Source organism: Kitasatospora sp. NPDC096077 (assembly GCF_040303245.1).
Lineage (GTDB): Bacteria > Actinomycetota > Actinomycetes > Streptomycetales > Streptomycetaceae > Kitasatospora.
Map to the genome: position 1 here is coordinate 112,606 of NZ_JBEOSV010000009.1, position 24,806 is coordinate 137,411.

The window sequence follows — 24,806 nt, forward strand, 5'->3', positions numbered from 1 at the left end:
CAGCCGCGCGCCGTCACCGCGTCGGCTTGGTGATCAGCAGCTCGGTGTTGTGGTCCGCCCCGGTGCCGAGCAGCGACGTGACCCGCCCGTTCGGGTCGTTGTACGCCAACTCGCGGTACAGCGCCGCCAGGTTGGCGTCCGAGGTGCCGCCGAAGTCCGTCGCGTACGGCGCGCCGGACTCGATCAGCGTGGTGAACAGCGACAGGGTGCCGTCCCCGTTGTCCGCGATCTCGATGATCCGCCCGTGCTGTGGGTAGTCGATGTGCGAGGCGGTGTTGATCTCCCAGAACGCCCGCTCCGGCACCGCGTGGCCGTGCGCCGTGATCTTGTTCATGTGGGTGTGCCCGTTCACCCAGGCGACCACGTTCGGGTAGCGCTGCAGCAGTGCGACCAGCTCGTTGCCGTCGTGCCGCTTCTCGAAGATGTTGCGCGGGTCCGGCAGCAGGTTGCCCATCGAGCCGCTGGTGTGGTGGCTGAAGACCAGGATCACGTCGTCGGTGCTGCCGCCGTTGACCCGGTTCCCGTTGGGGTCGTACCAGTGCCCACTGTGGTTCTTCAACTGCTGCTCCAGCCAGCGCAGTTGGGCGGTGCCCAGGGAACCGTCGGCGAATCCGGCCTGGTTGGTGGTGTCCAGGCTGATGCCGACGACCTTCTCCGAGATCCGGAAGGTGTAGTAGAGCTTGCCGCTGCCCACCATGTCCGAGGTGAAGCCGTGCCCGTACGGACCGGCGCCGGTGGCCGCCGGGTCGAGGTGCGCCTTGGCGAACTGCTTGAGGGTGAACGGGTGTCGGCGCTCGTCCGGGGTCACCCGGCGCACCGCCTCGCCGTTGGTGAGCAGCTTGGCGAGCAGCAGGACGGCGCCCGCCGGGTCGCGGCGCAGCGAGTCCGCCAGCTGGCCGGCGGTCGCGTCGTCGCAGCCCTCCAGCTTGAGTCCACCGGTGTAGAGGTCGTTCAGCAGCCCGAAGTCGGGCAGCGAGCCCTCGATGCTGTCGTCGTGGTTGCCGACCGTGGTGTACCAGGGGGTCTTCAGGCCGGGCGCGTCGAAGGGCCGGCCGGCCGCCGACAGGAAGCCGGGTATCTGCGGGAAGCCCTTCGCCTTGTAGGCGTCCTGGTAGGCGAGTTCGGGGTTCCAGAAGCCGGCGTTGCCGGAGTTCTGGACGCCCTCGTAGCGGTTCGGGTCGCCGGTGTTCTGGGCCAGTCGCCCACCGCCCATGACGGTGAGGTACCAGTCGAGTTCGGCCAGCTCGTGGTTGTCGGTGTTGTCGCCGGTGGCCATCACCAGGCTGAACGGCATCCCGGTGTAGGGGCCGCCGTCGAGCGAGTTGACCCGCTCGACGAGGGCCGAGACGCCCCGGGCGTTCAGGGCCTCCTGCGGCCGGTAGGCGCTGTCGGTGAACTTGGCCAGGAACTCGAAGCGCACCGGCGACTCGGTGTCCACCAGGTGCAGGTCGCTGAACTGGACGAAGCTGGCCAGTCCGGTGCGGCGGTCGTCGCGGCCGGAGCCCGGTGCCGCGAGCTCCCCGCGCACCACCAGCGGCCAGCCCGGTCCGGCCGTCAGCCGCTTGTAGGGGCCGGTGCCGGCCGGCGTGGCCACCTGCTCCAGGGTCGTCCCGGTGACCTTGACGGCCCGTGCGGCCGTGGTCGCCAGCGCCCGGTCCCGCGCGGCGGCCGAGGCGAGCTGCGCGCCGCCCAGGGACAGGGCCGACCAGGCGGCGGCCACCGACGTGCCGGTGAGAAACGTACGGCGTCTCATACCTGCCACGAAAACTCCCACATGCCGATGCCCGGTCGGGAAGGACGTCCCGTCCACCGGGGCTGAGTGTCATGAACCCGCTGCTGGCGGGCCGCCAGATTACCCACGGGTAGCTGTCGGGTGTTAGACCCGTGCGGAGAACTTTCCGGGAACGCGGGACGGCCCTCGTGCGCAGGCTGCACACGGGTCGTCGGTCGTCACCCCGCCCCCGGTGGCGTGCGGGCGGCATCCCGGTGGCCCGGAACCGCCGGGGCCCTGGGCGGCGTCGAGTTGGGGGAGTCGTGCTCGGCCGACCGACACAGGGAAATCTCTGCAATACCGTCTGGTGATGTGAAGATCCGACACTCATACAGGGAGAGAAACGGACAAATGTAGCGCCGCGCCCTCCCTTGATTCTGTCGCCATCTCAGCCATGAGATATGGTCTGCCGAGTGACAGGCGACTACCTCACCCGTATCGGCACCCTCATCCGTACCGCTCGCCAGCACCGCGGCTGGTCCCAGGCGCAGCTCGGAGAGGCACTCGGCACCAGCCAGAGCGCGGTCAACCGCATCGAACAGGGCAAGCAGAACGTCAGCCTTGAGATGGTCGCTCGCATCGGCGACGCCCTCAACAGCGAGATCGTGTCCCTCGGCTACTCCGGCCCCATGCACCTGCGGGTCACCGGCGGCACCCGACTCTCCGGCTCCATCGACGTCCGCAGCAGCAAGAACGCCTGCGTCGCGATCCTGTGCGCCTCGCTGCTGACCACCGGCCGCACCACGATCCGCAGCGTCGCCCGGATCGAGGAGGTCTACCGCATCCTCGAAGTGCTCACCAGCATCGGCGTCAAGAGCCGCTGGCTCAACGACGGCCGCGACCTCGAACTCACCCCGCCGGCCGAGCTCGACCTCGCCGCGATGGACGTCGAGGCCGCCCGCCGCACCCGCAGCGTGCTGATGTTCCTCGGCCCGCTGATGCACCGCGCCCAGCACTTCGCCATCCCGTACGCCGGCGGCTGCGACCTCGGCACCCGCACCGTCCAGCCGCACCTCACCGCGCTGCGCCGCTTCGGCCTGGAGGTCGCCACCACCGGCGGCGCCTACCACGCCTCGGTCGAGCCGGGCACCCCGATGGACCGCCCGATCGTGCTGACCGAGCGCGGGGACACCGTCACCGAGAACGCCCTGCTGGCCGCCGCGCGGCACGACGGCGTCAGCGTCATCCGCAACGCCTCGCCCAACTACATGGTCCAGGACCTCTGCTTCTTCCTGGAGAAGCTGGGCGTGAAGATCGAGGGCATCGGCACCACCACCCTCACCGTGCACGGCGTCCCGCAGATCGGCTGCGACGTCGACTACACCCCGGCCGAGGACCCGGTGGAGGCGATGAGCCTGCTCGCCGCCGCCGTGGTCACCTCCTCCGAGCTGACCATCCGCCGGGTGCCGATCGAGTTCCTGGAGATCGAACTCGCGGTGCTGGAGGGCATGGGCCTCGACTACGACCGGACCCCCGAGTACCGGGCCCACAACGGCCACACCCGGCTGGTCGACCTCACCGTGCGCCCCTCCAAGCTGACCGCGCCGATCGACACCATCCACCCGATGCCGTTCCCCGGCATCAACATCGACAACGTGCCGTTCTTCGCCGCCATCGCCGCGGCCGCGCACGGCACCACGATGATCCACGACTGGGTCTACGACAACCGCGCGATCTACCTGACCGAGTTGACCCGGCTCGGCGCGGACGTCAAGCTGCTCGACCCGCACCGCGTCCTGGTCCAGGGTCCGACCCGCTGGCGCGCCGCCGAGATGATGTGCCCGCCCGCGCTGCGCCCGGCCGTGGTCATCCTGCTCGCGATGCTCGCCGCCCAGGGCACCTCGGTGCTGCGCAACGTGTACGTCATCAACCGCGGTTACGAGGACCTCGCCGAGCGCCTCAACTCGATCGGCGCCCAGATCGAGACCTTCCGCGACATCTGACGGTCAGTCACATCTCCGTGCGTCGAACCGTCAGTCCGCCGACCGGCCCGCGTCGCTGAGACCGGTCAGCAGGATCGCCACGTCCAACCCGGTGTTCAGGTAGTCCACGAACACCGGGTTGTTCAGCGCCCAGAGCGACCGGCGCTCCCGGACCAGCCGGACCGCCCCGGCCGGTTCGTGCCCGAGGTGGACCAGCGCCTGCGCGGCCACCAGACCGGAGCGGTTGTAGCCGGAGCGGCAGCGCACCAGCGTCCGCCGGCCACGGCGTACGGCGGACGCGGTGAACTCCGCCGCCTCCTGGACGGCGAGCAACTGGCCGGGCGAGAGCGGGGCGTCCGGCACCTCCCGGACGACGTGTTCCACTCCGGCGGCCGGGCCGTGCCCGGGGAGCGTGAACAGGCTGACCACCAGGTCGAACTGCCGCCCGACGACCACCGGTTCCAGCTCGCCGCCGGGCGGGGTGCAGTAGTGCCCGCCCATCCAGAGGCCGGGGACGACCTCGTTCCAGGGCTCGGACGGCCCGGGGGTGCCCCGTTCCTTCTGGCGGGTCCGCATACCTGCTCCTTCCGGCCCGCCGACGCGGCTGCTCGCCCGTGCGGCTGCTCGTTCGTGCGGCTACTCGCCCGTGCTGCCGTCGAGGTGCTCGCGCAGGAGGTCGGCGTGGCCGTTGTGACGGGCGTACTCCTCGATCATGTGGGTGAGGATCCAGCGCAGCGAGAAGACCTCCTCGCCGTAGCGGCCCAGGACGTCCAACGACTCCGCGGCGGCGACGAGTTCCCGGGCGTGGTCGCACTCGCCGCGCCAGATCGCGAAGGCCTCCGCCGGGTCGGCGCTCTCGGCGTCGAACTCGGCGAAGCTGCCGTCGGGGTGCTTCCAGAAGCCGGGCCGGTCCTCGCCGTTGAGCACGTTGCGGAACCAGCCGCGCTCCACCTCGGCGAGGTGGCGGACCAGTCCGAGCAGGGAGAGCCCGGAGGGCGCCAGCGCGGGGGCGCGCAGTTGTTCGGGGGTCAAGCCGGCGCACTTCATCGCCAGGGTGTCCCGCTGGTAGTCCAGGAAGCTTGCCAGGGTGGCCCGTTCGTCGGCCGTGCGCAGCGTGGTGGTGCGGTCGTCGGTCATCGCGTCATCCTGTCGGACGGTCCGCCGGCCGTCCGGCAATTCCACCAGGTGGGATCTACGCGGGCCGTTCCAGCCAGCGGACCGCCTGCTCGACGTCCGGCGCGACCGGCACCCCGTCCGGTACCGGCGGGCGCTCCACCACGACCACGGGCAGGCCGAGTTCGCGCGCGGCGGTGAGCTTGGGGGCGGTCGCGGCGCCGCCGCTGTCCTTGGTGACGACCACGTCGATCCGGTGCTCGCGCAGCAGCGCCCGTTCGCCGTCGAGGGTGAACGGGCCGCGGTCCAGCAGGACGTCGAGCGAGGCCGGCAACGGTGGCTCGGGCGGGTCCACCGACCGGGACAGGAAGTGCAGTCGGTCCAGGTGGGCGAAGGCGGCGATGCCCTGTCGGCCGGAGCTGAGGAAGACCCTGCGCCCGAGGCCGGGTAGCAGCTCGGCCGCGGCCGCCAGCGAGGGGACGCGGTGCCAGCGGTCCCCGGCGACGGGGGCGAAGCCGGGACGGCGCAGGACCAGCAGCGGTACGCCGGTGGCGGCGGCCGCGAGGGCGGCGTTGTGCGACATCCCGGCGGCGAACGGGTGGGTGGCGTCCACCACGGCGTCCACGGCCTCGGCGCGCAGCCAGGCGGCCAGCCCGTCCGGGCCGCCGAAGCCGCCGATCCGCACGTCCCCTACGGGCAGCCGAGGTCGGGCGACCCGCCCGGCCAGCGAACTGGTCACCCGCAGGCCCGGCCGCCCGTCCAGCGCCGCGGCGAGCGCCCGCCCCTCCGTCGTCCCGCCCAGGACCAGCACGTGGGCGGGGAGGCGGCTTCGGCCGTCCCGGGTCATGCGCCGCAGGGCTCGTGCGGGCGCTCGCGGTCCGCCGAGTAGAGGTGGCTGTCGCGGAACTGCTCGGCGGCGAGGGTGCGGCCGACGAGGATGACGGCGGTGCGCACCACGCCCGCCGCCTTGACCTGCCCGGCGATGTCGGCCAGCGTGCCGCGCAGCACCAGCTCGTCCGGGCGGCTCGCCATCGCGACCACCGCGGTCGGGCAGTCGGCGCCGTAGTGCGGCAGCAGCTGCTCGACCACGTCGTCCACGTAGCCGGCGGCCAGGTGCAGCACCAGCAGGGCGCCGCTGCGGCCGAGGGTGGCGAGGTCCTCGCCCTCCGGCATCGGGGTGGCGCGCTTGGCGATCCGGGTCAGGATGACGGTCTGGCCGACGGTCGGCACCGTCAACTCCCGCTTCAGCGCGGCCGCGGCGGCCGCGAAGGCGGGCACCCCGGGGACCACCTGGTACGGGACGCCGGCCGCGTCCAGTCGGCGCATCTGCTCGGCGACGGCGGAGAAGACCGACGGGTCGCCGGAGTGCAGCCGGGCCACGTCCCGGCCCTGCTCGTGCGCGGCGACCAGTTCGGCGATGATCTGGTCCAGGGTGAGCTGCGCGGTGTCGACCAGCCGGGCGCCGGGCGGGCACTCGTCCAGCAGCTCGCGCGGGACGAGGCTGCCGGCGTACAGGCAGACCTCGGCCCGGGCCAGCAGGCGCTGGCCGCGCAGGGTGATCAGGTCGGCGGCGCCCGGGCCGGCTCCGATGAAGTAGACGGTCACGAGGCGTCCTCCTGAGGGGTGTCGGGCTTGGCGGCGGACCACTGGGTGACCGGCATGGCCTGCCGCCACCCGGTGAAGCCACCCACCGGGACGGCGTGGGCGACGGCCAGCTTGACCAGCTCCCCGCCGTGCCGCCGGTACCACTCGGTGAGCAGCGCCTCGGACTCCAGCGTCACGGTGTTGGCGACCAGCCGGCCGCCCGGGCGCAGCGCGGCCCAGCAACTCTCCAGCAGGCCGGGGGCGGTGAGCCCGCCGCCGATGAAGACGGCGTCGGGGGTGGGGAGTTCGGCGAGCGCGGCGGGGGCGCGACCGGTCACCACCCGGAGTCGGGGCACGCCGAGCCGGGCGGCGTTGTGTGCGATCCGCTCGGCCCGGACCGGGTCGCGCTCGATGCTGACGGCCTGGCAGTCCCGGTGGGCGCGCAGCCACTCGACGGCGATCGAGCCGGATCCGCCGCCGACGTCCCAGAGCAGTTCGCCGGGGGAGGGGGCGAGGGTGGCCAGGGTGGCGGCGCGGACGTGCCGCTTGGTGAGCTGGCCGTCGCTCTCGTACGCGTCGTCCGGCAGGCCGGGGACGAGCGAGCCGCGCGGACCGTCGCCGAGTTCGATGGCGATGAGGTTCAGCGGGGCGCCGGGCGGGTGCGGCCAGTCCTCGGCGCGGCCGTCGAGCCGGCGCTCCTCGGTGTGGCCGAGCTGCTCCAGCACGTGCAGCCGGGCGGTGCCGAATCCGCGCTCGGTGAGCAGCGCGGCGACGGTGGCCGGGGTGGTGGCGTCGGCGCTGAGCACCAGCAGGCGGCGGCCGGGGTGGAGGGCGAGCGCGAGGGTGTCCAGCGGGCGGCCGACCAGGCTGACCACCTCGGTGGCCTCCAGCGGCCAGCCGAGCCGGGCGCAGGCGAGGGAGACGGCGGAGGGGTGCGGCAGGACGCGCAGCCGTTCGGGGCCGACGGTCTCGGCGAGGGTGCGGCCGATGCCGAAGAACATCGGATCGCCGCTGGCCAGCACAGCGAGGCGGCGGTCGGCGTGCTCGGCGAGCAGGCCGGGGACGGCCGGGCGCAGCGGGGACGGCCAGGCGACCCGCTCGGCGGTGACCGCGTCGGTCGGGAGCAGCTCCAGCTGTCGGGGACTGCCGATGACCACCTCGGCGGACTCCAGCGCGGCCCGGGAGACGGCGGAGAGGCCGGACCAGCCGTCGGCCCCGATCCCGACGACGGTGATCGGAGGGGGCAGCTCGGGCACCGGGTGGCTCCTCGTGGTTCGTTCCTGCTGGCCGGGGCAGCCTACCTGGCCGGATTCGGGCGGACTCAGGCGAGGTGAGGGCAGCCGAGCAGCGGGCGACGACTTCCGGCGGACAGCTCTCAGTGAACAGCTTTCAACGATCGACTTTCAGCTGACAACTTTCAGAGAACAGATTTCAACATCTGAAATCCGTTCGCTGAAATCTGTCAGCTGTCACCCGTCACCCGCCCGCTCTCACCCGCCCGCCCCCACCGGTCCGCCCAGTCCCCCGAGGCGATCAGGGCCGGCCGGGCCCGGAGCCGGGCCTCGGCCGCCGGCCCGGCGAGGTAGACCCACGCCTCGCGCCGTTCGCCCGCCGCCGTCCGCACCGTCAACCGCCGGCGCACGTACAGTCCCGTACCGTCCGCCCGGCACTCCTCCAGCCGGTCCAGCGCCACGAGTGCCCCCGGGTACGCGTCCGGCCGTACGGTGATCAGCTCGCCGACGACCCGGCGCCCGGGGTCCGGGTCCGGCACCACGTACGGGAACCCCGGTCCGTCGTGCAGGGCCGCGCCGTCCAGCACCGCCGGACGGATCTCGGCACAGCGCCCGGCCAGGTGGGCGGCATGGTTGTGGCCGCCGCTGCGCAGAGTGCCGTACACGAAGAACGGCAGCGCCGCCGCCCCGGCCGGTGGGGCCTGCTCGGACGCGGACACGGGTTCGACCTCCTCGCTGGGGGAGCGCCCACGGTACGTCCTGCCGATCGATCCGTGGAACCCACTGGCGCGCGGGGTGGTGGATGCGCTGTCATATCGGATGTTCTGCCAGCACCGTCCTAGGGGGACACACATGACATCGCCCGCCTCCCCGTCACCGGCAACAACCCCCGGGAGCACTCCTGCCGCCCCCAGTACCCCCGGTGGCACCGCCGCCGCCCCCACCGCCCGCCTCTCCGGCGGGGTCTGGCTGGCCCTCGCGGTGGTCTACGTCGTCTGGGGCTCCACCTACCTCGCGATCCGGATCGCGGTCGAGACGATGCCCTCGTTCTTCTCCGCCGCCGCCCGCTTCCTCACCGCCGGCCTGCTGATGGTCGGCTTCCTGCTGATCCGCCAGGGCCCGGCCGCCCTGCGGGTGAGCGGCCGCCAGCTGGCCTCCGCCGCGCTGGTCGGCCTCCTGCTGCTGACCGGCGGCAACGGCCTGGTGGTGCTCGGCGAGACCTCCGTCCCGTCCGGACTGGCCGCGCTGCTGGTGGCGGCCGTCCCGCTCTGGATGGTCGTGCTGACGGCCTTCGGCGGCGGCGAGCGCCCGAAGCCCGCCGAGCTCGCCGGGGTGCTGCTCGGCCTGGTGGGCCTCGGGGTGCTGTCCGCCCCCGCGATCGGCGGGTCGATCAAGCCGCTCGGGGTGATCGTGATCATCGGCGCCACGCTGTGCTGGGCGTCCGGTTCGTTCGTCAGCAAGAAGCTCCCGATGCCGGGCAACGTGCTCGCCGCGAGCGCCTACCAGATGCTGGCCGGCGGCCTCGCTGACCTGGTGGTCGGACTGGCCCGCGGCGAGCAGCACGGGCTCGACCTCGGGGCGATCTCCGGCCGGTCCTGGCTGGCCCTCGGCTACCTGGTGCTGTTCGGTTCGCTGCTGGCCTTCACCGCGTACTCCTGGCTGCTGCGCTCCGCCCCGCTGACCCTGGTCGGCACCTACGCGTACGTGAACCCGGTGGTCGCGGTGCTGCTGGGCTGGCTGATCCTGGCCGAGCCGCTGACCGGGCCGACGCTGGCGGGCGGGGCGATCGTGGTGGTCGGGGTGTGCCTGGTGGTGAGCGTCAGTCGACGCCCGGGGCAGCAGGGTGCGGGGAAGCGGCGTCCCAGGTGGGGGCGGTCCGCTGGTAGCTGAGCACGGTCCCGGGCCGCGCGGAGCGGCCCGGGCGGCAGTAGTCGACCTGTAGACCGGCCGGCCGGTCTACAGCTCCGGCCGGCCCGTACCCGCAGGTCAGATCGTGTGCGGCGGCTTCCCGGTCCACCAGTTCCCCGGTGCCTCCGGGTCACGGCTGGTCCAGTACTCGACGATCGCGCCGGTGAACTCGGCCGCCGACAGCGTTCCGTCCCCGTCGCGGTCGAGGTGGCGGAAGGCCTCGTCGGCGTCGTCGCGGCAGAGGCCGGCGAAGTGGCCGCGCTGGAAGACGAAGAACTCGCCGGCGTCCACCGTCCCGCTGCGGTCCGCGTCGGCGACGGCGAGGAAGGCCTCGGCCAGGGCGCCGATGGTCTCCTGGGCGGCGACCGGGTCGTCGGCGAGCGCGCCGGTCGAGGCGACGAACTGCTCGCGGGTGATCGCCTCCGTTCCGGTGGACCGGCCGGCCAGGTGCAGGTCGTGCCAGATGGTCAGGTAGGCGCGGACGATGGCCGCCTCCGCCTCCGAGCCCTCCTGGTGACCGAGCGAGCGGGCGACCGAGTGGCCCATCAGTACGTGGTCCCGCTCGGTGAGCAGCCCGTCCCCGTCGGCATCGAGGTGGTCGAAACCGTGATTGATCTTCGCGATGAGCAGGTCGTCCGACAATGTGCCCCCTCCGGTGGCGATCCCCGCGGCTCTGGCTCCGGTCCCGGCTCCGGCTCCGGTCCCGACCCCGGCTTCGGTCCCACTCCGGCTCCGGCTCCGCGGTGCGTTGAGCGACGTCACGTCGCCAGCACGCTAACGCCTTGAGCCACGCCCGCGCATCCGAACGAGGGGCGAACAATTGCCCCCGTACCGCACGTCCCGCCCGCACTCCCCGCCCCGCCGTCCCCGCCCGTACTCCGCCCCGCCGCCCCGGCCCGCGCCCGGCTCAGTCCTCCTGGTGGTCGGCCCAGACGTACGTCGCCGGCAGCAGCTCCGGTATCGGGAGGGTGCGCAGGCCGGAGCCCTCCCCGACGATGACGCCGACCTTCGGGAAGTAGTCGAGCAGCACCTGCCGGCAGCGCCCGCAGGGGGGAATCACCCCGCGTTCGCGGTCGCCGACCGCCACCACGGTGGTGAGGTCGTACGCCCCCTGGCCGGCGGCCGCCCCGATCAGCACCAGTTCCGCGCACGGGCCGCCGGTGAAGTGGTAGACGTTCACCGCCGTGATGATCCGCCCGTCGGCGTTGCGCCCGGCCGCCGCGACGGTGTGGTTGTCGCCCCGCGAGTACCGCCGGGCCACTTCGAGGGCCGCCTCGACGAGCTCCTGGTCGACGGCCTCACGGTCGTCGGCCGTGTGATCGACGGCCTCGTGATGGATGCCGGACATCATCCTCAGTCCCTCCTGGTCAAACCCGAAACACTTCGAGCATGACCGTTCGGGTCCCGATCGTGCCAACCATTTGGGTGAACCCCTTCTCCGGCGGCCCCGCTGCCCTCAGTGCACCGCCGCCAGCAGCTCCCGGGTGTACTCGGTGTGCGGTGCGCCGAACAGCCGGTCCCGGTCGGTCGACTCGACCAGCCGCCCCCGGTGCATGACCGCCACCCGGTCGCAGAAGTGCCGCACCACCGCGAGGTCGTGCGAGACGAACAGGAAGGCGACACCGAGCCGCTCGCGCAGCTCCATCAGCAGGTTGAGCACCTGCGCCTGCACCGACACGTCGAGCGCCGAGACCGGCTCGTCCGCGATGATCAGCCGCGGTTCGGGGGCCAGCGCCCGGGCGATGCCGATCCGTTGCCGTTGCCCGCCGGAGAACTCGTGCGGGTAGCGGTCCAGGTGCGCGGCGGACAGCCCGACCTGTTCCAGCAGCTCGGCCGACCGCTCCCGCCGCTGCGCCGCGTCCAGCGCCGTGTGCAGGCGCAGCGGGGTGTCGAGGGTCTGGCCGACGGTGCGGCGCGGGTTGAGCGAGGCGTACGGGTCCTGGAACACCAGCTGGATCTCCCGGCTGAGCCGCCGCCGCAGTTCCCGGTCCGGGCGGGTGACGTCCTGGCCGTCGTACCGCACCCGCCCACCGGTCGGCCGCTGCAGTCCGGCCAGCACCCGGGAGGTGGTGGACTTCCCGGAGCCGGACTCGCCGACCAGTCCGAGCGTCTCGCCCGGCGCGATCCGCAGGCTGACCTCGTCGACCGCCCGGACCGGCTCGGCCCGCAGCGAGGGGAGGCGCCGCCGTCCGGGGAAGTGCACCGAGAGCTGCTCCACCTCGACCAGCCACCGCCCCGGCCGCTCGGCCGCCCCCGCGCCCGCCCCGGTCCCGGCGTCCGTCCCCGCCACGCCCCCGGTCCCGGCGTCCGTCCCCGCCACGCCCCCGGTCCCGGCGTCCGTCCCCGCCACGGCCCCGGCCCCCGCCGCGGGCCTGGGCGCGAACACTCGCGAAGGTGACGGATCGTCAACTGTCGGCAGTGCGCTGCCCGGTACGGAGTCCAGTCGCAGTGCCGCACCCACCAGCGCACGGGTGTACGGCCGACGCGGGGCGGCCAGCAGCTCGCCGGTCGGCGCGGACTCCACCTCGGCCCCGCCGCGCAGCACCAGGGTGCGGTCCGTCGTCCCCGCGACCACCCCGAGGTCATGGCTGACCAGCAGGACGGCCGTGCCGTGCTCGCGCTGCAACTCGCCCAGCAGGTCCAGGACCTGCCGCTGGACCCGGGCGTCCAGCGCGGTGGTCGGCTCGTCCGCGATCAGCAGTCGGGGGTCGTTCATCAGCGCCATCGCGATCATCACCCGCTGCCGCATCCCGCCGGAGAACCGGTGCGGATGGTCGCGCAGTCGGGCGGCCGGGATGCCGACCCGGTCGAGCATCGCGGCCGCCCGGCGCCGGGCCTCGGCGCGCCCGGCCCCCGGGTGGTGCAGCCGGTACATCTCGGCGAGTTGGGCGCCGACGCCGTGGAAGGGGCTGAGCGAGGTGAGCGCGTCCTGGAAGACCAGCGCGGCCCGGCCGCCCCGCACCCCGCGCAGCACCGACTCCCCGGCGCCGACCAGCTCCTGTCCGTCGAGCCGGATCGAGCCGCTGACGGTGGTGGTCCGCGGGTCGTGCAGGCCGAGGACGGCCAGTCCGACGGTGGACTTCCCGGATCCCGACTCGCCCACCAGGCCCAGGACTTCACCCGCGCCGAGGTCGAAGGACAGGCCCCGGACGGCGGTCACCGGGTCGCCGCCGCGCGGATCGGCGAACGTCACCGTGAGGTCCCGCACGCTGAGCACCGGCTCGGCATCCATCGCGCGACCCCTTTGGGAATCAAGAGACTTCATCGAATCGGCTCCCTTCAGCTCAGCCGGATGCGCGGGTCGAGCCAGGCCACCGCCAGGTCCGCCAGCGCGACGAACAGCACCACGAAGCAGGCGGCCAGCAGCACCGTGCCGACCACGGCCGGCAGGTCCTGTCCGGACACGGCCTGGGCGGCGAACCGCCCGATCCCGTTCAGCCCGAACACCGTCTCGGTGATCACCGCCCCGCCGAGCAGCACCCCGGCCTCCAGCCCGAGCAGCTGGACCAGCGGCCCGGCGGCGCCGCGCGAGGTGTACTTCAGATGGGCGCGCAGCCGTCCCAGCCCCTTGGCGCGGGCGGTCCGGACATACTCCTCGTTCATCGTCTCCAGCAGCTGGGAGCGCGAAAGCCGCGCGAACACGGCCGAGTTGACGAAACCGAGGACGAGCCAGGGGAGCAGCATCCCGCCCGCCCAGGCGGCCGGGTCCTCGCCCGGCGGGGTGTAGGAGGGCAGCGGCAGCAGGCCCGTCGAGTACACCAGCGCCCACTGCGCGACGTACCCGAGGAAGTAGATCTGCACGCTCGCGCCGACCAGGGTGAAGCCGGAGAGCAGCCGGTCGGTGCGGCGGCCGTGCCGCAGCGCCGAGACGAACCCGGTGCCGAGGCCGAGCACCAGCAGGACGGCGAGCGCCCCGGCGGTCAGCGAGAGGGTGACCGGCAGGTGGTCGGCCAGCGCCTCGGTGACGGGCTGGTGCAGTCGGTAGGAGTATCCGAGGCAGGGGGCCGCGCAGTGGATGACCGAGCCGTCCACGTCGTTGATGTCCCGCCCGGCCACCACGCCGACCAGGTAGTCGGTGTACTGGGCGAGCAACGGCTGGTCCAGACCCATGCTCTGGCGCACCGCGGCGATCTGCCCGCTGTCGCAGCGCGGGCCGCAGGCGGCCCGGGCCGGGTCGGCGGGCGCGGCGTAGAACAGGGCGAAGGCGGCGGCGGAGACCGTGACCAGGACGCCGAGCGCCTGGAGGGTCCGCCGCAGGGCGAAGGAGAGCATGGCCGATCCGGGGTCGACGGGACGGGGAGGAAAGCGGTGGAAGCGGTCGAGGCGGCGGAGGCGGTGGAGACCCGGCCCGGGTCCCCACCGCCTCAGGTGTTCGGACTCAGGACTTCAGGTACAGCCAGGTCAGCCCGACCGTCCCGTAGATCGGGTGGATGAACGCCCCGCCGACGTTGCTGCCGCGCAGCTGGTCGGTGGTCGGGTAGGCGAAGGGCAGCACCGGCAGGTCCTTCATCACGGTCTGCTCCAGCGCGTACAGCTCCTTGGCCTTGGCGCGCGGCTCGCCGATCTGGTTGATCCGGTCGATCTCCTTGTCGACCTCCGGGTTGCGGTAGCGCGCGGAGTTGACGTCGCCGCCGGCCCGGCCGTCGAAGGAGAACGGGATCAGGGTGGACGGGGTCGGCCAGTCGACCGAGCTGGTCTCCTCGAACAGGTCGTACGGCGAGTCGGCGCGGTGCACCTCGTCCAGGTAGGCCTTGGGGTCGATCGGCTTGGGCACCACGGTCAGGCCGGCCTTGGCGAAGCCGTCCACCAGCACCTGGGCGACCCGCTGCCCGTTCGGGGTGTTCTTGTACGCGTAGGTCAGGCTCGCCGGCGCCTGCTTGGCCTTGGCGAGCTCGGCCTTGGCGGCCTCCGGGTCGCCCTCGGGCTTGGCCGGGTAGAGGTCGTACTTCTGCCAGTCGATCAGCGCCGGCGAGCTGAGCGTGCTGGCCAGCTCGCCGATCCGGGAGCCGCCCTGCACCTGCCGGGCCTGCTGGCGCGGGTAGGCCAGGTTCAGCGCCTTGCGCACCTCGACGTCCGGTACCCGCTCGTTGTTGACCACCAGCTGGGTGACGAAGGCGCCCTGGCGGCCGGAGACGACGAGTTCCTTCGCCTTGGGGTCGGTGTCGGCGGTCTGGTACAGCTCGGGCGAGAGGGTGTCGGCGGCGGTGGTGGCGTCGGCGCCGCCGTCGCGCCCGGAGAGGATCTGCTGGTTGAGGTTGAGCGTCTCCTTGCCGTAGGTGAACACGAACTTGTCCGGGTACTGGTTGCGGACCGGGTCGGTCTCCGCCTTCCAGGCCGGGTTGCGCTCCAACACCATGCGGGTGTTCTGGACGTGCTCGACGATCCGGTACGGGCCGGTGGCGAACGGCAGCCGGTCGTAGTCCGTCCCGGTGTCCTTGTCGCGGCGCACCGGCGAGGAGGAGGACTGGGCGGCCATGTACGGCACGTCGGCCTGCGGCTGCGGGAAGTGGAAGACGACGGTGCGCGCGTCCGGGGTCTCGATCGCGTCGAGGTCACCGGACTGCGGACCGGCGTACTTGGCCCGCGCCGACTCGTAGTCGGGCGCACCGGTGAGCCACTGCGGCCAGTACGGCGGGCCGACCTCGTAGCCCTTGCCGAAGGTGCGCTCGATGCCGTACTTGACGTCCTGGGCGGTGATCGGCTTGCCGTCCTCCCAGGCCACGCCCTCCTTGAGCCGGTACGTCCAGGTGCGCCCGCCGTCGGTCGCGGTGCCGGTGTCGGTGGCCAGGTCGCCGACCAACCTGGCCTTGCCGTCCACGATCTGATACTGCGTCAGCTGGCGGCCCCAGAGCAGCGAGGCGTTGTAGGCGGCGCCGGCGTAGACCTTCTGCGGGTCCAGGTGGCGGAACTCGACGCTGTTGTACACGTTCACCGTGCCGCCCGGGCGGGCACCGGGGACGGCTGGGGCGGGACCGGCGCTGTCCTTCTCGGTGCCGAGCGCGGCGGTCAGCGGGGAGGTCTCCTTGGCCGGGGCCCCGCCCGCGGCGGAGCCGGTGCTGCCCGCGCCGGCCGAGCAGGAGGTCGCCAGCAGGGCGGTGGCGATGACGGCGAGCGACGGTCTGGTCCAGCGCATGGCGAAATTCCTCAGGAGTGGTCGAGCGGGCGGGAAAGGGAAGGGGAAGGCAGACGGAGGACGGCGGTTCAGCGGCCGCGACGCGGGTCCAGCGCGTCCCGGACGGCGTCGCCGAGCAGGTTGAAGGCGAGCACGAACAGCAGCAGCGCCGCGCCGGGGAAGACCAGGTAGGTCGGGTCGGCCTGGAACACCTCCGAGCCGCGCGCGATCATCCGGCCCCAGTCGGGGACGGGCTCGGTGACGCCGACGCCGAGGAAGGACAGCGCGGCCTCGGAGGCGACGAAGGTCGGCACCGCCATGGTGGCGTGCACCAGCAGCTGGGAGCGGACGTTCGGCAGCAGTTCGTGGACGACGACATGGAACCGGCTCGCCCCCTGCGCCCGGGCGGACTGCACGAAATCCCTTTCCCGGAGTGATCGGACGGTGGCCCGGAGGGAAAGCGCGAGCGGAATCCAGCCGAACGCGGAGAAGACCAGGATCAGCACCAGGAACTGCATCCACTCCGGCTCCGCGGTGCCCGGGTCGACCAGTCGGGACTGGATGACCGGGCTCAGCGCGAGCAGCAGGAGCAGCGTCGGAAAGGCCAGCAGCACATTGGCGAGAAAGCCGAACAGCCGGTCCGCGATTCCGCCGAGATAACCGACCGCGACCCCGGCCAGCACGCCGAGCGTGGTGGTCACGGCGGCCGCCGCGAGGGCGATCAGCAGTGAGGTGCGGATGCCGTAGAGCAACTGGGTGAACACGTCCCGGCCGAGGCCCGGTTCCAGGCCGAACCAGAACTCGCCGGAGATCCCGCCGTTCGGCAGCATCGGCAGGCCGCCGTCGCTGAGCAGGCCCGGAGCGTTCTGGCCGTAGTGCTCGACCGGGTTCTTGCCGTACAGGGCGGCGATCAGCGGAGCGGCGAGGGCGAGCACCAGGAACAGCAGCACGACGGCGGCCGCGACGGCGCCGGTCCGGTCGCGCAGGATCCGGCGCGGCAGGCTCGGGGCGGCGGGCCCGGAGGCCGTGCCGGAAACTGCGACTGTGTCGACCGCTGCCATGTGAGGCGTACTCCCCGAATTCTCCGCCGCCCCATGGGTGAGGGTGCGCTGGTGGGCATTTCCGAACCGGCCCCAGGGGTTTCCCGGCGGCCGTTCGAGCGACATCAGATCGGATGCGTCCGAGGTTCCGCAAATCACCGGAAGGCGTTCCGCGGGAATTCCTTCGGCACTGTTTCGGGAATTGTGGCGGCTTCATTTCGCCGCAACACGGCCGTTGCAGGAGAACGGACATAACGCCGTGAACCGGGCGGCCCGTTCCGCATTCTGAGACCTCCGCCACAGTCCCCGGGGTGTTGGTACGATCCCGGTGGACCGCGACTGGCGCGTAGGGATGGAATCGACCATCGGGAAGCGGTCCCGTGAATCCTCACGTCGGTTGCCGAGCGCCTGGGCCACCCGCATCCCCGTCAGGAGACCGCCATGGCCCAGCCCGAGCAGACGCCCCACACCGCAGCCGCCCCCGCGGCCGACACCGCCTTCCGCAGCGCCCTGGACGTCGTGGCCGGCGTCGAGCCGCGGATCGCCGCCGCCATCGGCCGGGAGCTGGAGGACCAGCGCGCCTCGCTGAAGCTGATCGCCAGCGAGAACTACGCCTCCCCGGCCGTGCTGCTCGCCATGGGCAACTGGCTCAGCGACAAGTACGCCGAGGGCACCGTCGGCCGGCGCTTCTACGCCGGCTGCCGCAACGTCGACACCGTCGAGGCGATCGCCGCCGAGCACGCCCGCGAGCTGTTCGGCGCCCAACACGCCTACGTCCAGCCGCACTCGGGCATCGACGCCAACCTCACCGCGTTCTGGGCCGTACTGTCCCAGCGGGTCGAGAGCCCGGCCCTGGAGCGCGCCGCGGTCCGCAACGTCAACGACCTCACCGAGCAGGACTGGGCCGAACTGCGCCGGCAGCTCGGCAACCAGCGGATGCTCGGCATGTCCCTGGACACCGGCGGCCACCTCACCCACGGCTTCCGCCCCAACATCTCGGGCAAGATGTTCGAGCAGCGCAGCTACGGCACCGACCCGGCCACCGGCCTGATCGACTACGACGCGCTGCGCGAGACGGCCCGCGAGTTCCGCCCGCTGATCCTGGTAGCCGGCTACTCCGCGTACCCGCGCCTGGTGGACTTCCGTCGGATGCGGGAGATCGCGGACGAGGTCGGCGCGACCCTCATGGTCGACATGGCGCACTTCGCCGGCCTGGTCGCGGGCAAGGTGCTGACCGGCGACCACGACCCGGTGCCGCACGCCCACATCGTCACCACGACCACCCACAAGTCCCTGCGCGGCCCGCGCGGCGGCATGGTGCTCAGCACCACCGAACTGGCCGAACACGTCGACCGGGGCTGCCCGTTGGTGCTCGGCGGCCCGCTCTCCCACGTGATGGCCGCCAAGGCCGTGGCCCTCGCCGAGGCCCGCCGCCCGGAGTTCCGGGCCTACGCCCAGGCCGTGGTCGACAACGCCCGGGCGCTCGCGGAGGGCCTGCTGCGCCGCGGCGGCAAGCTGGTCACCGGCGGCACCGACAACCACCTGGTGCTCGCCGACGTCTCCGGCTACGGCCTGACGGGCCGTCAGGCCGAGGCGGCGCTGCTCGACTCGGGCATCGTCACCAACCGCAACTCCGTCCCGCAGGACCCGAACGGCGCCTGGTACACCTCGGGCGTGCGCCTGGGCACCCCGGCGCTCACCACCCGCGGCCTGGGCACCGGCGAGATGGACGAGATCGCCGCCCTGATCGACACCGTCCTGCGCGGCACCACGCCGACCGCCGCCGCCAGCGGTGCCCCGTCCAAGGCGAACTACGCCCTCGACGAGACCCTCCGCGACGGCGTGGCCAAGCGCGCCGCCGACCTCCTCGCGCCCTTCCCGCTCTACCCGGGCGTCGACCTGGTCTGACCTCCCCGGGCTTGAACCCGGGGCCGCCGACGCTGAGTTCGGCAGCCCCGGGTCGACCCGACCGGTAGCGCGGCCAGGACCGCGACCGGCACCGCAGCCAGGACCGCGCCCGCTACCGCGGCTAGTACTGCAGCGACTTGTACTGGAGGAACTCCTCCAGCCCGTGCCGGCCCAGTTCCCGGCCGAGCCCGGAGCTCTTGTAACCGCCGAACGGCGCAAGGGGGTTGAAGCGGCCCCCGTTGAGGTCGACCTGGCCGGTGTCGAGCCGGCGGGCGAAGGCGGCGGCGATCTCGGTGTTCGCCGCCCAGACGCCGCCCGCCAGCCCGTAGACCGTGCCGTTGGCGATCTCGACGGCGTGCTCCTCGTCGCGATAGGCGATGATGCTCAGGACCGGGCCGAAGATCTCCTCCTGGGCCACCGCCAGGTCCGGGGTGACGTCGGCGAGGACGGTCGGGCGGACGTAGAAGCCGGCCGGGAGTCCGGGCAGCGGCTCCGGACCGCCGGCCACCAGCCGGGCGCCCTGCGCGAGCGCGTCCTCCAGGTAGCCGCGGACCCGCTCCAACTGCCGGGCGTTGACCAGCGGACCGACCCGGGTCTGCGGGTCGGTCGGGTCGCCCGGCAGGTACTTCTCGGCGGCCTTGGCGGCGATCCCGACCGCCTCCTCGTACTGGTCCCGGTGGACCAGCAGCCGGGTCCACGCGCTGCACGTCTGGCCGGAGTTGGCGAAGACGTTGGCGACGTTCACGTTCACCGCCCGGGCCAGGTCGGCGCCCGGCAGCACCACGTTGGCGGACTTCCCGCCCAGTTCCAGGGCGACCCGCTTCAGCCCCCGCCCGGCCGTCTCGGCGACCTGCCGGCCGACCGCCGTCGAGCCGGTGAAGGACACCACGTCCACCTCCGGGTGGGCGACGAGCGCCGCACCCGCGACCGCGCCGGTGCCGGTCACCAGGTTGAACACCCCGGCGGGGAAGCCGGCTTCGTCCACCAGCCGGGCGAACAGCCGGGCCACCAGCGGGGTGTCCTCGGCCGGCTTCAGCACCACCGGACAACCGGCCGCCAGCGCCGGGACGACCTTGGCCACGATCTGGTGCAGCGGGTAGTTCCACGGCGTGACCGCCGCGACCACCCCGGCCGGCTCGGCGAGCACCACCGAGTTGCCGATCCGCTCCTCGAAGGGGTGCTCGGCCAGCAGCGTCAGGTACGAGGTCGTCACGGTCAGCGGCAGCCCGGCGTGCACGGCCCCGGCGAAGCCGACCGGGGCGCCCAACTCGGCGACCACGGTGGCGGTGATCTCGGCCTGGGCGGCGGCGATCCCGTCCCGCAGCCGGGTCAGCGGCGCGATCCGCTCCTCGCGCGAGGTGGCGGCCCAGCCGCGGGCGGCCCGGCGGGCCGCGGCCACCGCGGCGTCGACGTCGGCCGCCGCACCGGCCGGTACGGTGGCGAGCACCCGCTCGGTCGCCGGGTTCAGCACGGCGATCGATCCGGAGTCCCGGGAGGGCCGCCAGGCACCGTCGATGTACTGGTCGCCGTACTCCGCGTACTCCTGCTCCTGCACGGGGGCCGTCCTCTCAGCTGGTCAGGCGTCTTAACTAACAGCGCTAGTAAGTAGCTCAGTCAAGGCGGCCGGGCGGCCGCGCGCAAGAGCCAATCCCGCCGAGCGGACCGGCCGGTTACCCCGGGGCGAACCGCGCGGTGCACTCGTCGAACGGTTCCGGGCGCCCACGACGCCGGCCGCCACCGCCGGCCGTCGTCGGCGTCGGCAACTCGGCTACCGCCGTGGCCTCCTGAGCGTCCATCCGGCCACCCGCGAGCAAGACCACCCGCGACCAGGACCATCCGCCGGCCCGGTGACACGGAGCGACGGAGCGGGGCAGAACGGATCATCTCCGCCCACCGGACCGGGGTTCAGGTCCGGCCGCGGACCCGCAGGTACCGGTCCGTCGGGAATTCGTGGGCTCCGGGGCCTCCTCATCGCCCGGGCACCCGCTGTAGATTGCAGCTCCCTCCGTGGTGGGGCCTACTGTCGGGGGAGGGTCGACGCATGGGCGGTCGCGGGCCCGGTACATCTCGGTGGCCGGGCGGGCCGCCGCCGCGTCGAGGCGTGGCTGAGAACCCGCAGGTCATCCGTACCGCTAAGGAGCATCCCGTGACCGACACCGCGTTGAGGGGCGAATCGCAGCAGCCCGACGGACCAGCCGTGTTGGAGGACGTGCCGGGATGGTTCTGGGACCACGACCGGCACTCCTTCGAGTGGTTCCTCGGGCGGCAGGCCAAGGACGGTGTCACCGGTGACCTGATGGAGCTGGGGGCCTACCTCGGTCGCAGCGCGATCGTGATCGGCGAATACCTCAACCCCGGCGAGACCTTCACGGTCTGTGACCTGTTCGACTCGGACGCGCCGGACGACGAGAACTCCTCCGAGATGAACATCTCCTACCGGAAGACGCTGACCCGCTCGGCTTTCGAGACCAACTACCTGGCCTTCCACGACGAACTGCCGGAGATCATCCAGGCCCCGACCTCGGTGCTGGCGGGCGGACGGGTCCCGGCCGGGGCGTACCGCTTCATCCACATCGACGCCTCGCACCTCTACGAGCACGTGGCGGACGACCTCCGGGTGGCCCGGACGGCGCTCCAGGAGCAGGGCGTCGTGGTGCTGGACGACTACCGCGCCCAGCACACCCCGGGCGTCGCGGCCGCGACCTGGGAGGCGGTGTTCAACCACGGCCTCAAGCCGATCATGCTCACCGAGTGCAAGTTCTACGGCACCTGGGGCGACCCGGAGCCGTTCCAGCGCGACCTGCTCGACCGGGTGGACCTCGCGTCCGGCTGTTACCTGAGCACCGAGACCCTGAACGGCCGGCAGCTGCTGCGGATGACCGGCGACTCGACGGGCATCGGGCCGTTCCGCGGCTCCCGTCACGTGCAGCGGCTGGGCGGCGGGCACCCCGAGTCCCGCGGCTCGCTGCGGACGGCCCAGGACGAGGCCGCGCTCGACCTCGCGGTCCGCCGCGCCCGCGCCGCCGAGGCCCGCCGCCCGGTCAACGTCGCCAAGCGCGCCGCCAGGGACCTGCTGCCCCCGGTCGTCACCTCCGCGATCCGCCGCGCCCGCCGCGGCTGACGCCGGACGGTCGGCCGGGCCGAAGGGCCGGCAACGCCGAAGGGCCGGTCGGAATCCCGACCGGCCCTTCGAAGCACGTACCCGCTCAGACCCGCGAGGCCTCCGCGGTCCCGCTGGCGGCCTCGGCCGCCGGCTCGGTCTCCAGCTCCCGGCGCACCTCGGCCAGCGAGGGGTTGGCCCAGGCGCTGGCGACGCCCCAGTAGTAGAACGCCAGCCCGATCGCGGCCACGATCAGCAGGTCCCAGCCCTCCGGCAGGTACCCGTGTCCGCCGAAGTCGGAGCTGCCGGCCCAGGAGACCCCGGCCATCACGAACAGGTAGGCGATCATCCAGGCGCCCGCCTTGAGGTGCGGCTTCAGCTCGGGGAACGGCTTGCGCAGCTCGTACCAGGCCCAGATCGGCAGGCCGGCGGCCATCAGCAGGATGACCTTGCCGGTGAGCGGCCACTTGGCCCAGTACAGCACCAGCGAGCCGAACACCATGGCGATCGGCGCGATCACCGGCATGGCCTTGAGCTTCACCGGTCGCGGCAGGTCGGGGGCGAGTCGGCGCAGCGCCATCACGGCGACCGGGCCGGTGATGTAGGAGATCACGGTGGCCACCGAGACGATCTCGGCCAGCGAGCCCCAGCCGCGGAAGACCGCGAGGAACAGGAAGGCGACCACCAGGTTGAGCACCAGCGCGGGGCGCGGGATGCCGGTCTTGGCGTCGACCTTGCCGAAGACCTTCGGCAGGTGGCCGTTCTCCTGCACGCCGTGGATCATGCGCGAGGTGGTGGCGGCGTAGATCATGCCGGTGCCGGACGGCGAGACGAAGGCGTCCGCGTAGAGCAGCATGGCGAGCCAGTTGAGGCCCCAGGCCATCGCGAGGTCGGCCAGCGGCGAGGTGTAGCCGAGGCCGCTCCAGCCGTTGGCCAGGCCCTCGTCCGGCACGGCGCCGAGGAAGGCGACCTGCAGCGCGATGTAGATCACCAGGGCGATCAGGATCGAGCTGATCACGGCCTTCGGCAGCGACTTGCCGGGGTTGCGGGCCTCACCGGCCAGGTTGAGCGGCGACTGGAAGCCGTTGAAGGCCCAGACGATGCCGGAGGTCGCGACGGCGGTGAACACCGCGCTCCAGCCGTTCGGCGCGAAGCCGCCGTGGTCGGTGAAGTGCGAGGTGTCGAAGTGCGCGAAGAGCAGGGCGCCGGCGGTCAGCGTGGGCACGACGACCTTGAACACGGTGATCGCCGTGTTGGTCTTGGCGAACAGCGTGATCGCGAACCAGTTCAGCGCGAAGTACACCAGGAGCAGGACGCTGGCCAGTGCGACGCCGCTGGTACTCAGCTCCTTGCCGTCGTACAGGGCTTTGGCCCAGCCGTAGTGCCAGGAGCTCATGTACTGGACGGAGGCGGTGGCCTCACCCGGGATGACCGAGACGATGGCGATCCAGTTGGCCCAGGCGGCCAGGTAGCCGGCCAGCGAGCCGTGCGAGTACTGCCCGTACCGGACCATGCCGCCGGCCTTGGGGAACATCGAACCCAGCTCGCTGTACGTGAGGGCGATGGTGAGTGCCACGGCGGCACCGATCACCCAGGCGAGGATCGAGGCGGGGCCGGCCAGCTTGGCCGCCCGCTCGGCGCCGAAGAGCCAGCCGGAACCGATGATCGACCCCAGTCCGACCGCGGTCAGACTGATGGTGCCGAGCGATCGGCGGTAGTTCTGGTGTGACGCCGTCGATGAATCGGGCTCACTCAACGTATCGGTCCTCTCGCTCGGGGTTCAGTGGTGGTGTCGGGGCTTTTGCGGTTTTGGGTCGGTATTTCGGACAAACCCCAGCAGCCTAGGGTCCGAAATGGGGCGAATACCTCAGAGGAAGCTCAAACCACTCGATCGTTGCCATCTCGTGTCCGATTTCCGGACGATCCTGCTCCGCTTGGCGAGACGAGCGCCACACCGCCACCGGCGGTGGATCGAGGAGTGAGGTCGGCGCGGATCGGGAATCCGGCCGGGAAAAGGAAATTCCCCGCGGGATCCTTTCGGATTCCACGGGGAATTTCTGTTGTGTCCGAGGGGGGACTTGAACCCCCACGCCCGATAAAGGGCACTAGCACCTCAAGCTAGCGCGTCTGCCATTCCGCCACCCGGACAGGGTGTGTGCTCCGGGGGTTTTTCTCTCGCCCCCTCGGCGACAGAGAGAACATTACCAGGGTTCTGGAGTGCTTCTCACCTGCGTTTCCTCGGCCGGGCCCGACGGTCCGCCGCCGGGCCGACCGTCGGGCCCGCGCGCCGCCCGCCCCACCCGCACGGCAACGGGACGACCGGCCCCGCAGGACTGACTGGTACCGCTCGCCCGGGCGCTCGAACCCCGCCCGAAGCGGTGGTGAGCGCGAAGCAAACGATCGGTTCCACCCCCACCCGTGATCGATTCCGATCGGAAGCGATCCGACACGGGCAACTTGTCGACGGTGCCACGGCCGCGCCGAGCGCTCTCCTAGCCTCTGTGGACCGAGGGCGCCATGATGCGGATCGCCTGATTCCCGGGTCGCGGACGAAGGGCGGCTGGACGTGGAGCAGATCAGCGGGGCGGCGAAGGCCGAGCCGAGACGCGACGGCCGGTCGGTCGGCCGGCGGTCGGTCGGCGGTCCGGCCGGTGGTCCGGTCGAGGGCCTGTGGCACTTCCGGGAGCCCGCCGTCGAGGCGTCCGTGCCGCGCACCCGCCACGCGGTGCGGGACCGCCTGCTGTCCCTGGGCATGACCGGGGTGCGCTACCAGGAGCTGGTGGACGACGTGCTGCTGATCGTCTCCGAGCTGGTCGGCAACGCGGTCAAGCACGCGGCCGAGCTGTCCCCCGAGGTGGCCACCGAGCTGTCGGTGCGCCGGGGCTGGGTGCGGATCTCGGTCGAGGACGGCGACCCGTACCGCCCGAAGGCGCTGGAGAGCGACACCGGCCGGACCGGCGGACGCGGCCTGCTGCTGGTGAAGAGCGTCACGCTGCAGGCCGGCGGGGTGTGCGACGTCGAACACACGGGGGAGGGCGGCAAGGTCATCTGGGCCTCGCTGCCCATCCCCCCGGAGTCCGAGCACTGACGGCCACCCCCACGGACGCGGGCGACCG

General features: G+C 72.5%; 20 protein-coding genes, 1 tRNA gene and 1 riboswitch. Of the genes, 5 read left to right on the top strand and 16 right to left on the bottom strand.

Annotated elements, in window-relative coordinates; translation table 11 throughout:
• Positions 1-13 precede the first annotated feature (13 nt).
• On the bottom strand, positions 14-1,753 hold the full coding sequence (locus tag ABTZ03_RS11780) for a TIGR03767 family metallophosphoesterase (protein WP_350512749.1): 1,740 nt from the start codon (positions 1,751-1,753) through the stop codon (positions 14-16).
• A gap of 431 nt (positions 1,754-2,184) precedes the next feature.
• On the opposite strand from ABTZ03_RS11780, the gene ABTZ03_RS11785 reads away from it, so the two are divergent.
• Positions 2,185-3,714: a UDP-N-acetylglucosamine 1-carboxyvinyltransferase gene (locus ABTZ03_RS11785; protein ID WP_350512750.1), complete on the top strand. Its 1,530-nt coding sequence runs from the start codon at positions 2,185-2,187 to the stop codon at positions 3,712-3,714.
• Between the two features lie 30 nt (positions 3,715-3,744).
• Here ABTZ03_RS11785 and ABTZ03_RS11790 read toward each other — a convergent pair whose 3' ends face one another.
• The 6 genes from ABTZ03_RS11790 to ABTZ03_RS11815 form a co-directional block, all read right to left on the bottom strand.
• Positions 3,745-4,269: a protein-tyrosine phosphatase family protein gene (locus ABTZ03_RS11790; protein ID WP_350512751.1), complete on the bottom strand. Its 525-nt coding sequence runs from the start codon at positions 4,267-4,269 to the stop codon at positions 3,745-3,747.
• A 60-nt stretch (positions 4,270-4,329) separates the two neighbouring features.
• Complete coding sequence (locus ABTZ03_RS11795) at positions 4,330-4,830, bottom strand: DinB family protein (RefSeq protein ID WP_350512752.1); 501 nt, start codon at positions 4,828-4,830, stop codon at positions 4,330-4,332.
• A gap of 55 nt (positions 4,831-4,885) precedes the next feature.
• Positions 4,886-5,653, bottom strand: a complete 768-nt coding sequence (locus tag ABTZ03_RS11800) for a cobalt-precorrin-6A reductase (protein ID WP_350512753.1) — start codon at positions 5,651-5,653, stop codon at positions 4,886-4,888.
• Positions 5,650-6,411 carry a precorrin-4 C(11)-methyltransferase gene (gene cobM / locus ABTZ03_RS11805; protein WP_350512754.1) on the bottom strand — a complete coding sequence of 254 codons (762 nt, stop codon included), beginning with the start codon at positions 6,409-6,411 and terminating at the stop codon, positions 5,650-5,652. The genes ABTZ03_RS11800 and cobM overlap by 4 nt, the downstream gene beginning before the upstream one ends.
• Positions 6,408-7,646, bottom strand: a complete 1,239-nt coding sequence (cbiE, locus tag ABTZ03_RS11810) for a precorrin-6y C5,15-methyltransferase (decarboxylating) subunit CbiE (protein WP_350512755.1) — start codon at positions 7,644-7,646, stop codon at positions 6,408-6,410. The genes cobM and cbiE overlap by 4 nt, the downstream gene beginning before the upstream one ends.
• A gap of 206 nt (positions 7,647-7,852) precedes the next feature.
• Positions 7,853-8,341, bottom strand: coding sequence for a gamma-glutamylcyclotransferase family protein (locus ABTZ03_RS11815; protein ID WP_350512756.1), 489 nt, complete (start codon positions 8,339-8,341; stop codon positions 7,853-7,855).
• 133 nt (positions 8,342-8,474) lie between these two features.
• On the opposite strand from ABTZ03_RS11815, the gene ABTZ03_RS11820 reads away from it, so the two are divergent.
• Positions 8,475-9,512: an EamA family transporter gene (locus ABTZ03_RS11820; protein WP_350512757.1), complete on the top strand. Its 1,038-nt coding sequence runs from the start codon at positions 8,475-8,477 to the stop codon at positions 9,510-9,512.
• Between the two features lie 96 nt (positions 9,513-9,608).
• Here ABTZ03_RS11820 and ABTZ03_RS11825 read toward each other — a convergent pair whose 3' ends face one another.
• From ABTZ03_RS11825 to ABTZ03_RS11850, 6 genes are all read right to left on the bottom strand, one after another.
• Positions 9,609-10,172: an EF-hand domain-containing protein gene (locus tag ABTZ03_RS11825; RefSeq protein ID WP_350512758.1), complete on the bottom strand. Its 564-nt coding sequence runs from the start codon at positions 10,170-10,172 to the stop codon at positions 9,609-9,611.
• A 265-nt stretch (positions 10,173-10,437) separates the two neighbouring features.
• Positions 10,438-10,878, bottom strand: a complete 441-nt coding sequence (locus tag ABTZ03_RS11830; protein ID WP_350512759.1) for a cytidine deaminase family protein — start codon at positions 10,876-10,878, stop codon at positions 10,438-10,440.
• Positions 10,879-10,986: 108 nt separating this feature from the next.
• Positions 10,987-12,762 carry a dipeptide ABC transporter ATP-binding protein gene (locus ABTZ03_RS11835; protein ID WP_350512760.1) on the bottom strand — a complete coding sequence of 592 codons (1,776 nt, stop codon included), beginning with the start codon at positions 12,760-12,762 and terminating at the stop codon, positions 10,987-10,989.
• A 47-nt stretch (positions 12,763-12,809) separates the two neighbouring features.
• Positions 12,810-13,802 carry an ABC transporter permease gene (locus ABTZ03_RS11840; protein WP_350512761.1) on the bottom strand — a complete coding sequence of 331 codons (993 nt, stop codon included), beginning with the start codon at positions 13,800-13,802 and terminating at the stop codon, positions 12,810-12,812.
• Positions 13,803-13,908: 106 nt separating this feature from the next.
• Positions 13,909-15,663 (bottom strand): ABC transporter substrate-binding protein, encoded by a 1,755-nt coding sequence (locus ABTZ03_RS11845; protein ID WP_350512762.1) that lies wholly within the window; start codon positions 15,661-15,663, stop codon positions 13,909-13,911.
• A gap of 68 nt (positions 15,664-15,731) precedes the next feature.
• Complete coding sequence (locus ABTZ03_RS11850; RefSeq protein ID WP_350512763.1) at positions 15,732-16,703, bottom strand: ABC transporter permease; 972 nt, start codon at positions 16,701-16,703, stop codon at positions 15,732-15,734.
• Positions 16,704-17,007: 304 nt separating this feature from the next.
• A riboswitch (ZMP/ZTP riboswitch) is annotated at positions 17,008-17,103 on the top strand.
• Between the two features lie 20 nt (positions 17,104-17,123).
• Between ABTZ03_RS11850 and ABTZ03_RS11855 the strand changes: the two genes are divergently transcribed.
• Positions 17,124-18,590: a glycine hydroxymethyltransferase gene (locus ABTZ03_RS11855; protein WP_350512764.1), complete on the top strand. Its 1,467-nt coding sequence runs from the start codon at positions 17,124-17,126 to the stop codon at positions 18,588-18,590.
• A gap of 121 nt (positions 18,591-18,711) precedes the next feature.
• On the opposite strand, the gene ABTZ03_RS11860 is transcribed toward ABTZ03_RS11855, so the two are convergent.
• The gene (locus ABTZ03_RS11860) at positions 18,712-20,145 is read right to left on the bottom strand and encodes an aldehyde dehydrogenase family protein (protein ID WP_350512765.1); all 1,434 of its coding nucleotides are present in this window, start codon (positions 20,143-20,145) and stop codon (positions 18,712-18,714) included.
• A gap of 591 nt (positions 20,146-20,736) precedes the next feature.
• On the opposite strand from ABTZ03_RS11860, the gene ABTZ03_RS11865 reads away from it, so the two are divergent.
• On the top strand, positions 20,737-21,711 hold the full coding sequence (locus tag ABTZ03_RS11865) for a class I SAM-dependent methyltransferase (RefSeq protein WP_350512766.1): 975 nt from the start codon (positions 20,737-20,739) through the stop codon (positions 21,709-21,711).
• A gap of 85 nt (positions 21,712-21,796) precedes the next feature.
• On the opposite strand, the gene ABTZ03_RS11870 is transcribed toward ABTZ03_RS11865, so the two are convergent.
• Entirely contained in the window at positions 21,797-23,446 is a 1,650-nt protein-coding gene (locus tag ABTZ03_RS11870; protein ID WP_350512767.1) for an APC family permease, read from the bottom strand.
• Positions 23,447-23,753: 307 nt separating this feature from the next.
• Positions 23,754-23,838, bottom strand: a tRNA-Leu gene (locus tag ABTZ03_RS11875).
• 418 nt (positions 23,839-24,256) lie between these two features.
• Between ABTZ03_RS11875 and ABTZ03_RS11880 the strand changes: the two genes are divergently transcribed.
• Positions 24,257-24,778 (top strand): ATP-binding protein, encoded by a 522-nt coding sequence (locus tag ABTZ03_RS11880; RefSeq protein ID WP_502894438.1) that lies wholly within the window; start codon positions 24,257-24,259, stop codon positions 24,776-24,778.
• The last annotated feature ends 28 nt before the right edge of the window (positions 24,779-24,806 follow it).

Excerpts from the sequence above, each read along its gene's own strand:
- ABTZ03_RS11780 (WP_350512749.1), bottom strand. The coding sequence starts at position 1,753 with ATGAGACGCCGTACGTTTCTCACCGGCACGTCGGTGGCCGCCGCCTGG.
- ABTZ03_RS11790 (WP_350512751.1), bottom strand. The coding sequence starts at position 4,269 with ATGCGGACCCGCCAGAAGGAACGGGGCACCCCCGGGCCGTCCGAGCCC.
- ABTZ03_RS11795 (WP_350512752.1), bottom strand. The coding sequence starts at position 4,830 with ATGACCGACGACCGCACCACCACGCTGCGCACGGCCGACGAACGGGCC.
- ABTZ03_RS11800 (WP_350512753.1), bottom strand. The coding sequence starts at position 5,653 with ATGACCCGGGACGGCCGAAGCCGCCTCCCCGCCCACGTGCTGGTCCTG.
- ABTZ03_RS11820 (WP_350512757.1), top strand. The coding sequence starts at position 8,475 with ATGACATCGCCCGCCTCCCCGTCACCGGCAACAACCCCCGGGAGCACT.
- ABTZ03_RS11830 (WP_350512759.1), bottom strand. The coding sequence starts at position 10,878 with ATGTCCGGCATCCATCACGAGGCCGTCGATCACACGGCCGACGACCGT.
- ABTZ03_RS11835 (WP_350512760.1), bottom strand. The coding sequence starts at position 12,762 with ATGGATGCCGAGCCGGTGCTCAGCGTGCGGGACCTCACGGTGACGTTC.
- ABTZ03_RS11840 (WP_350512761.1), bottom strand. The coding sequence starts at position 13,802 with ATGCTCTCCTTCGCCCTGCGGCGGACCCTCCAGGCGCTCGGCGTCCTG.
- ABTZ03_RS11845 (WP_350512762.1), bottom strand. The coding sequence starts at position 15,663 with ATGCGCTGGACCAGACCGTCGCTCGCCGTCATCGCCACCGCCCTGCTG.
- ABTZ03_RS11850 (WP_350512763.1), bottom strand. The coding sequence starts at position 16,703 with ATGGCAGCGGTCGACACAGTCGCAGTTTCCGGCACGGCCTCCGGGCCC.
- ABTZ03_RS11855 (WP_350512764.1), top strand. The coding sequence starts at position 17,124 with ATGGCCCAGCCCGAGCAGACGCCCCACACCGCAGCCGCCCCCGCGGCC.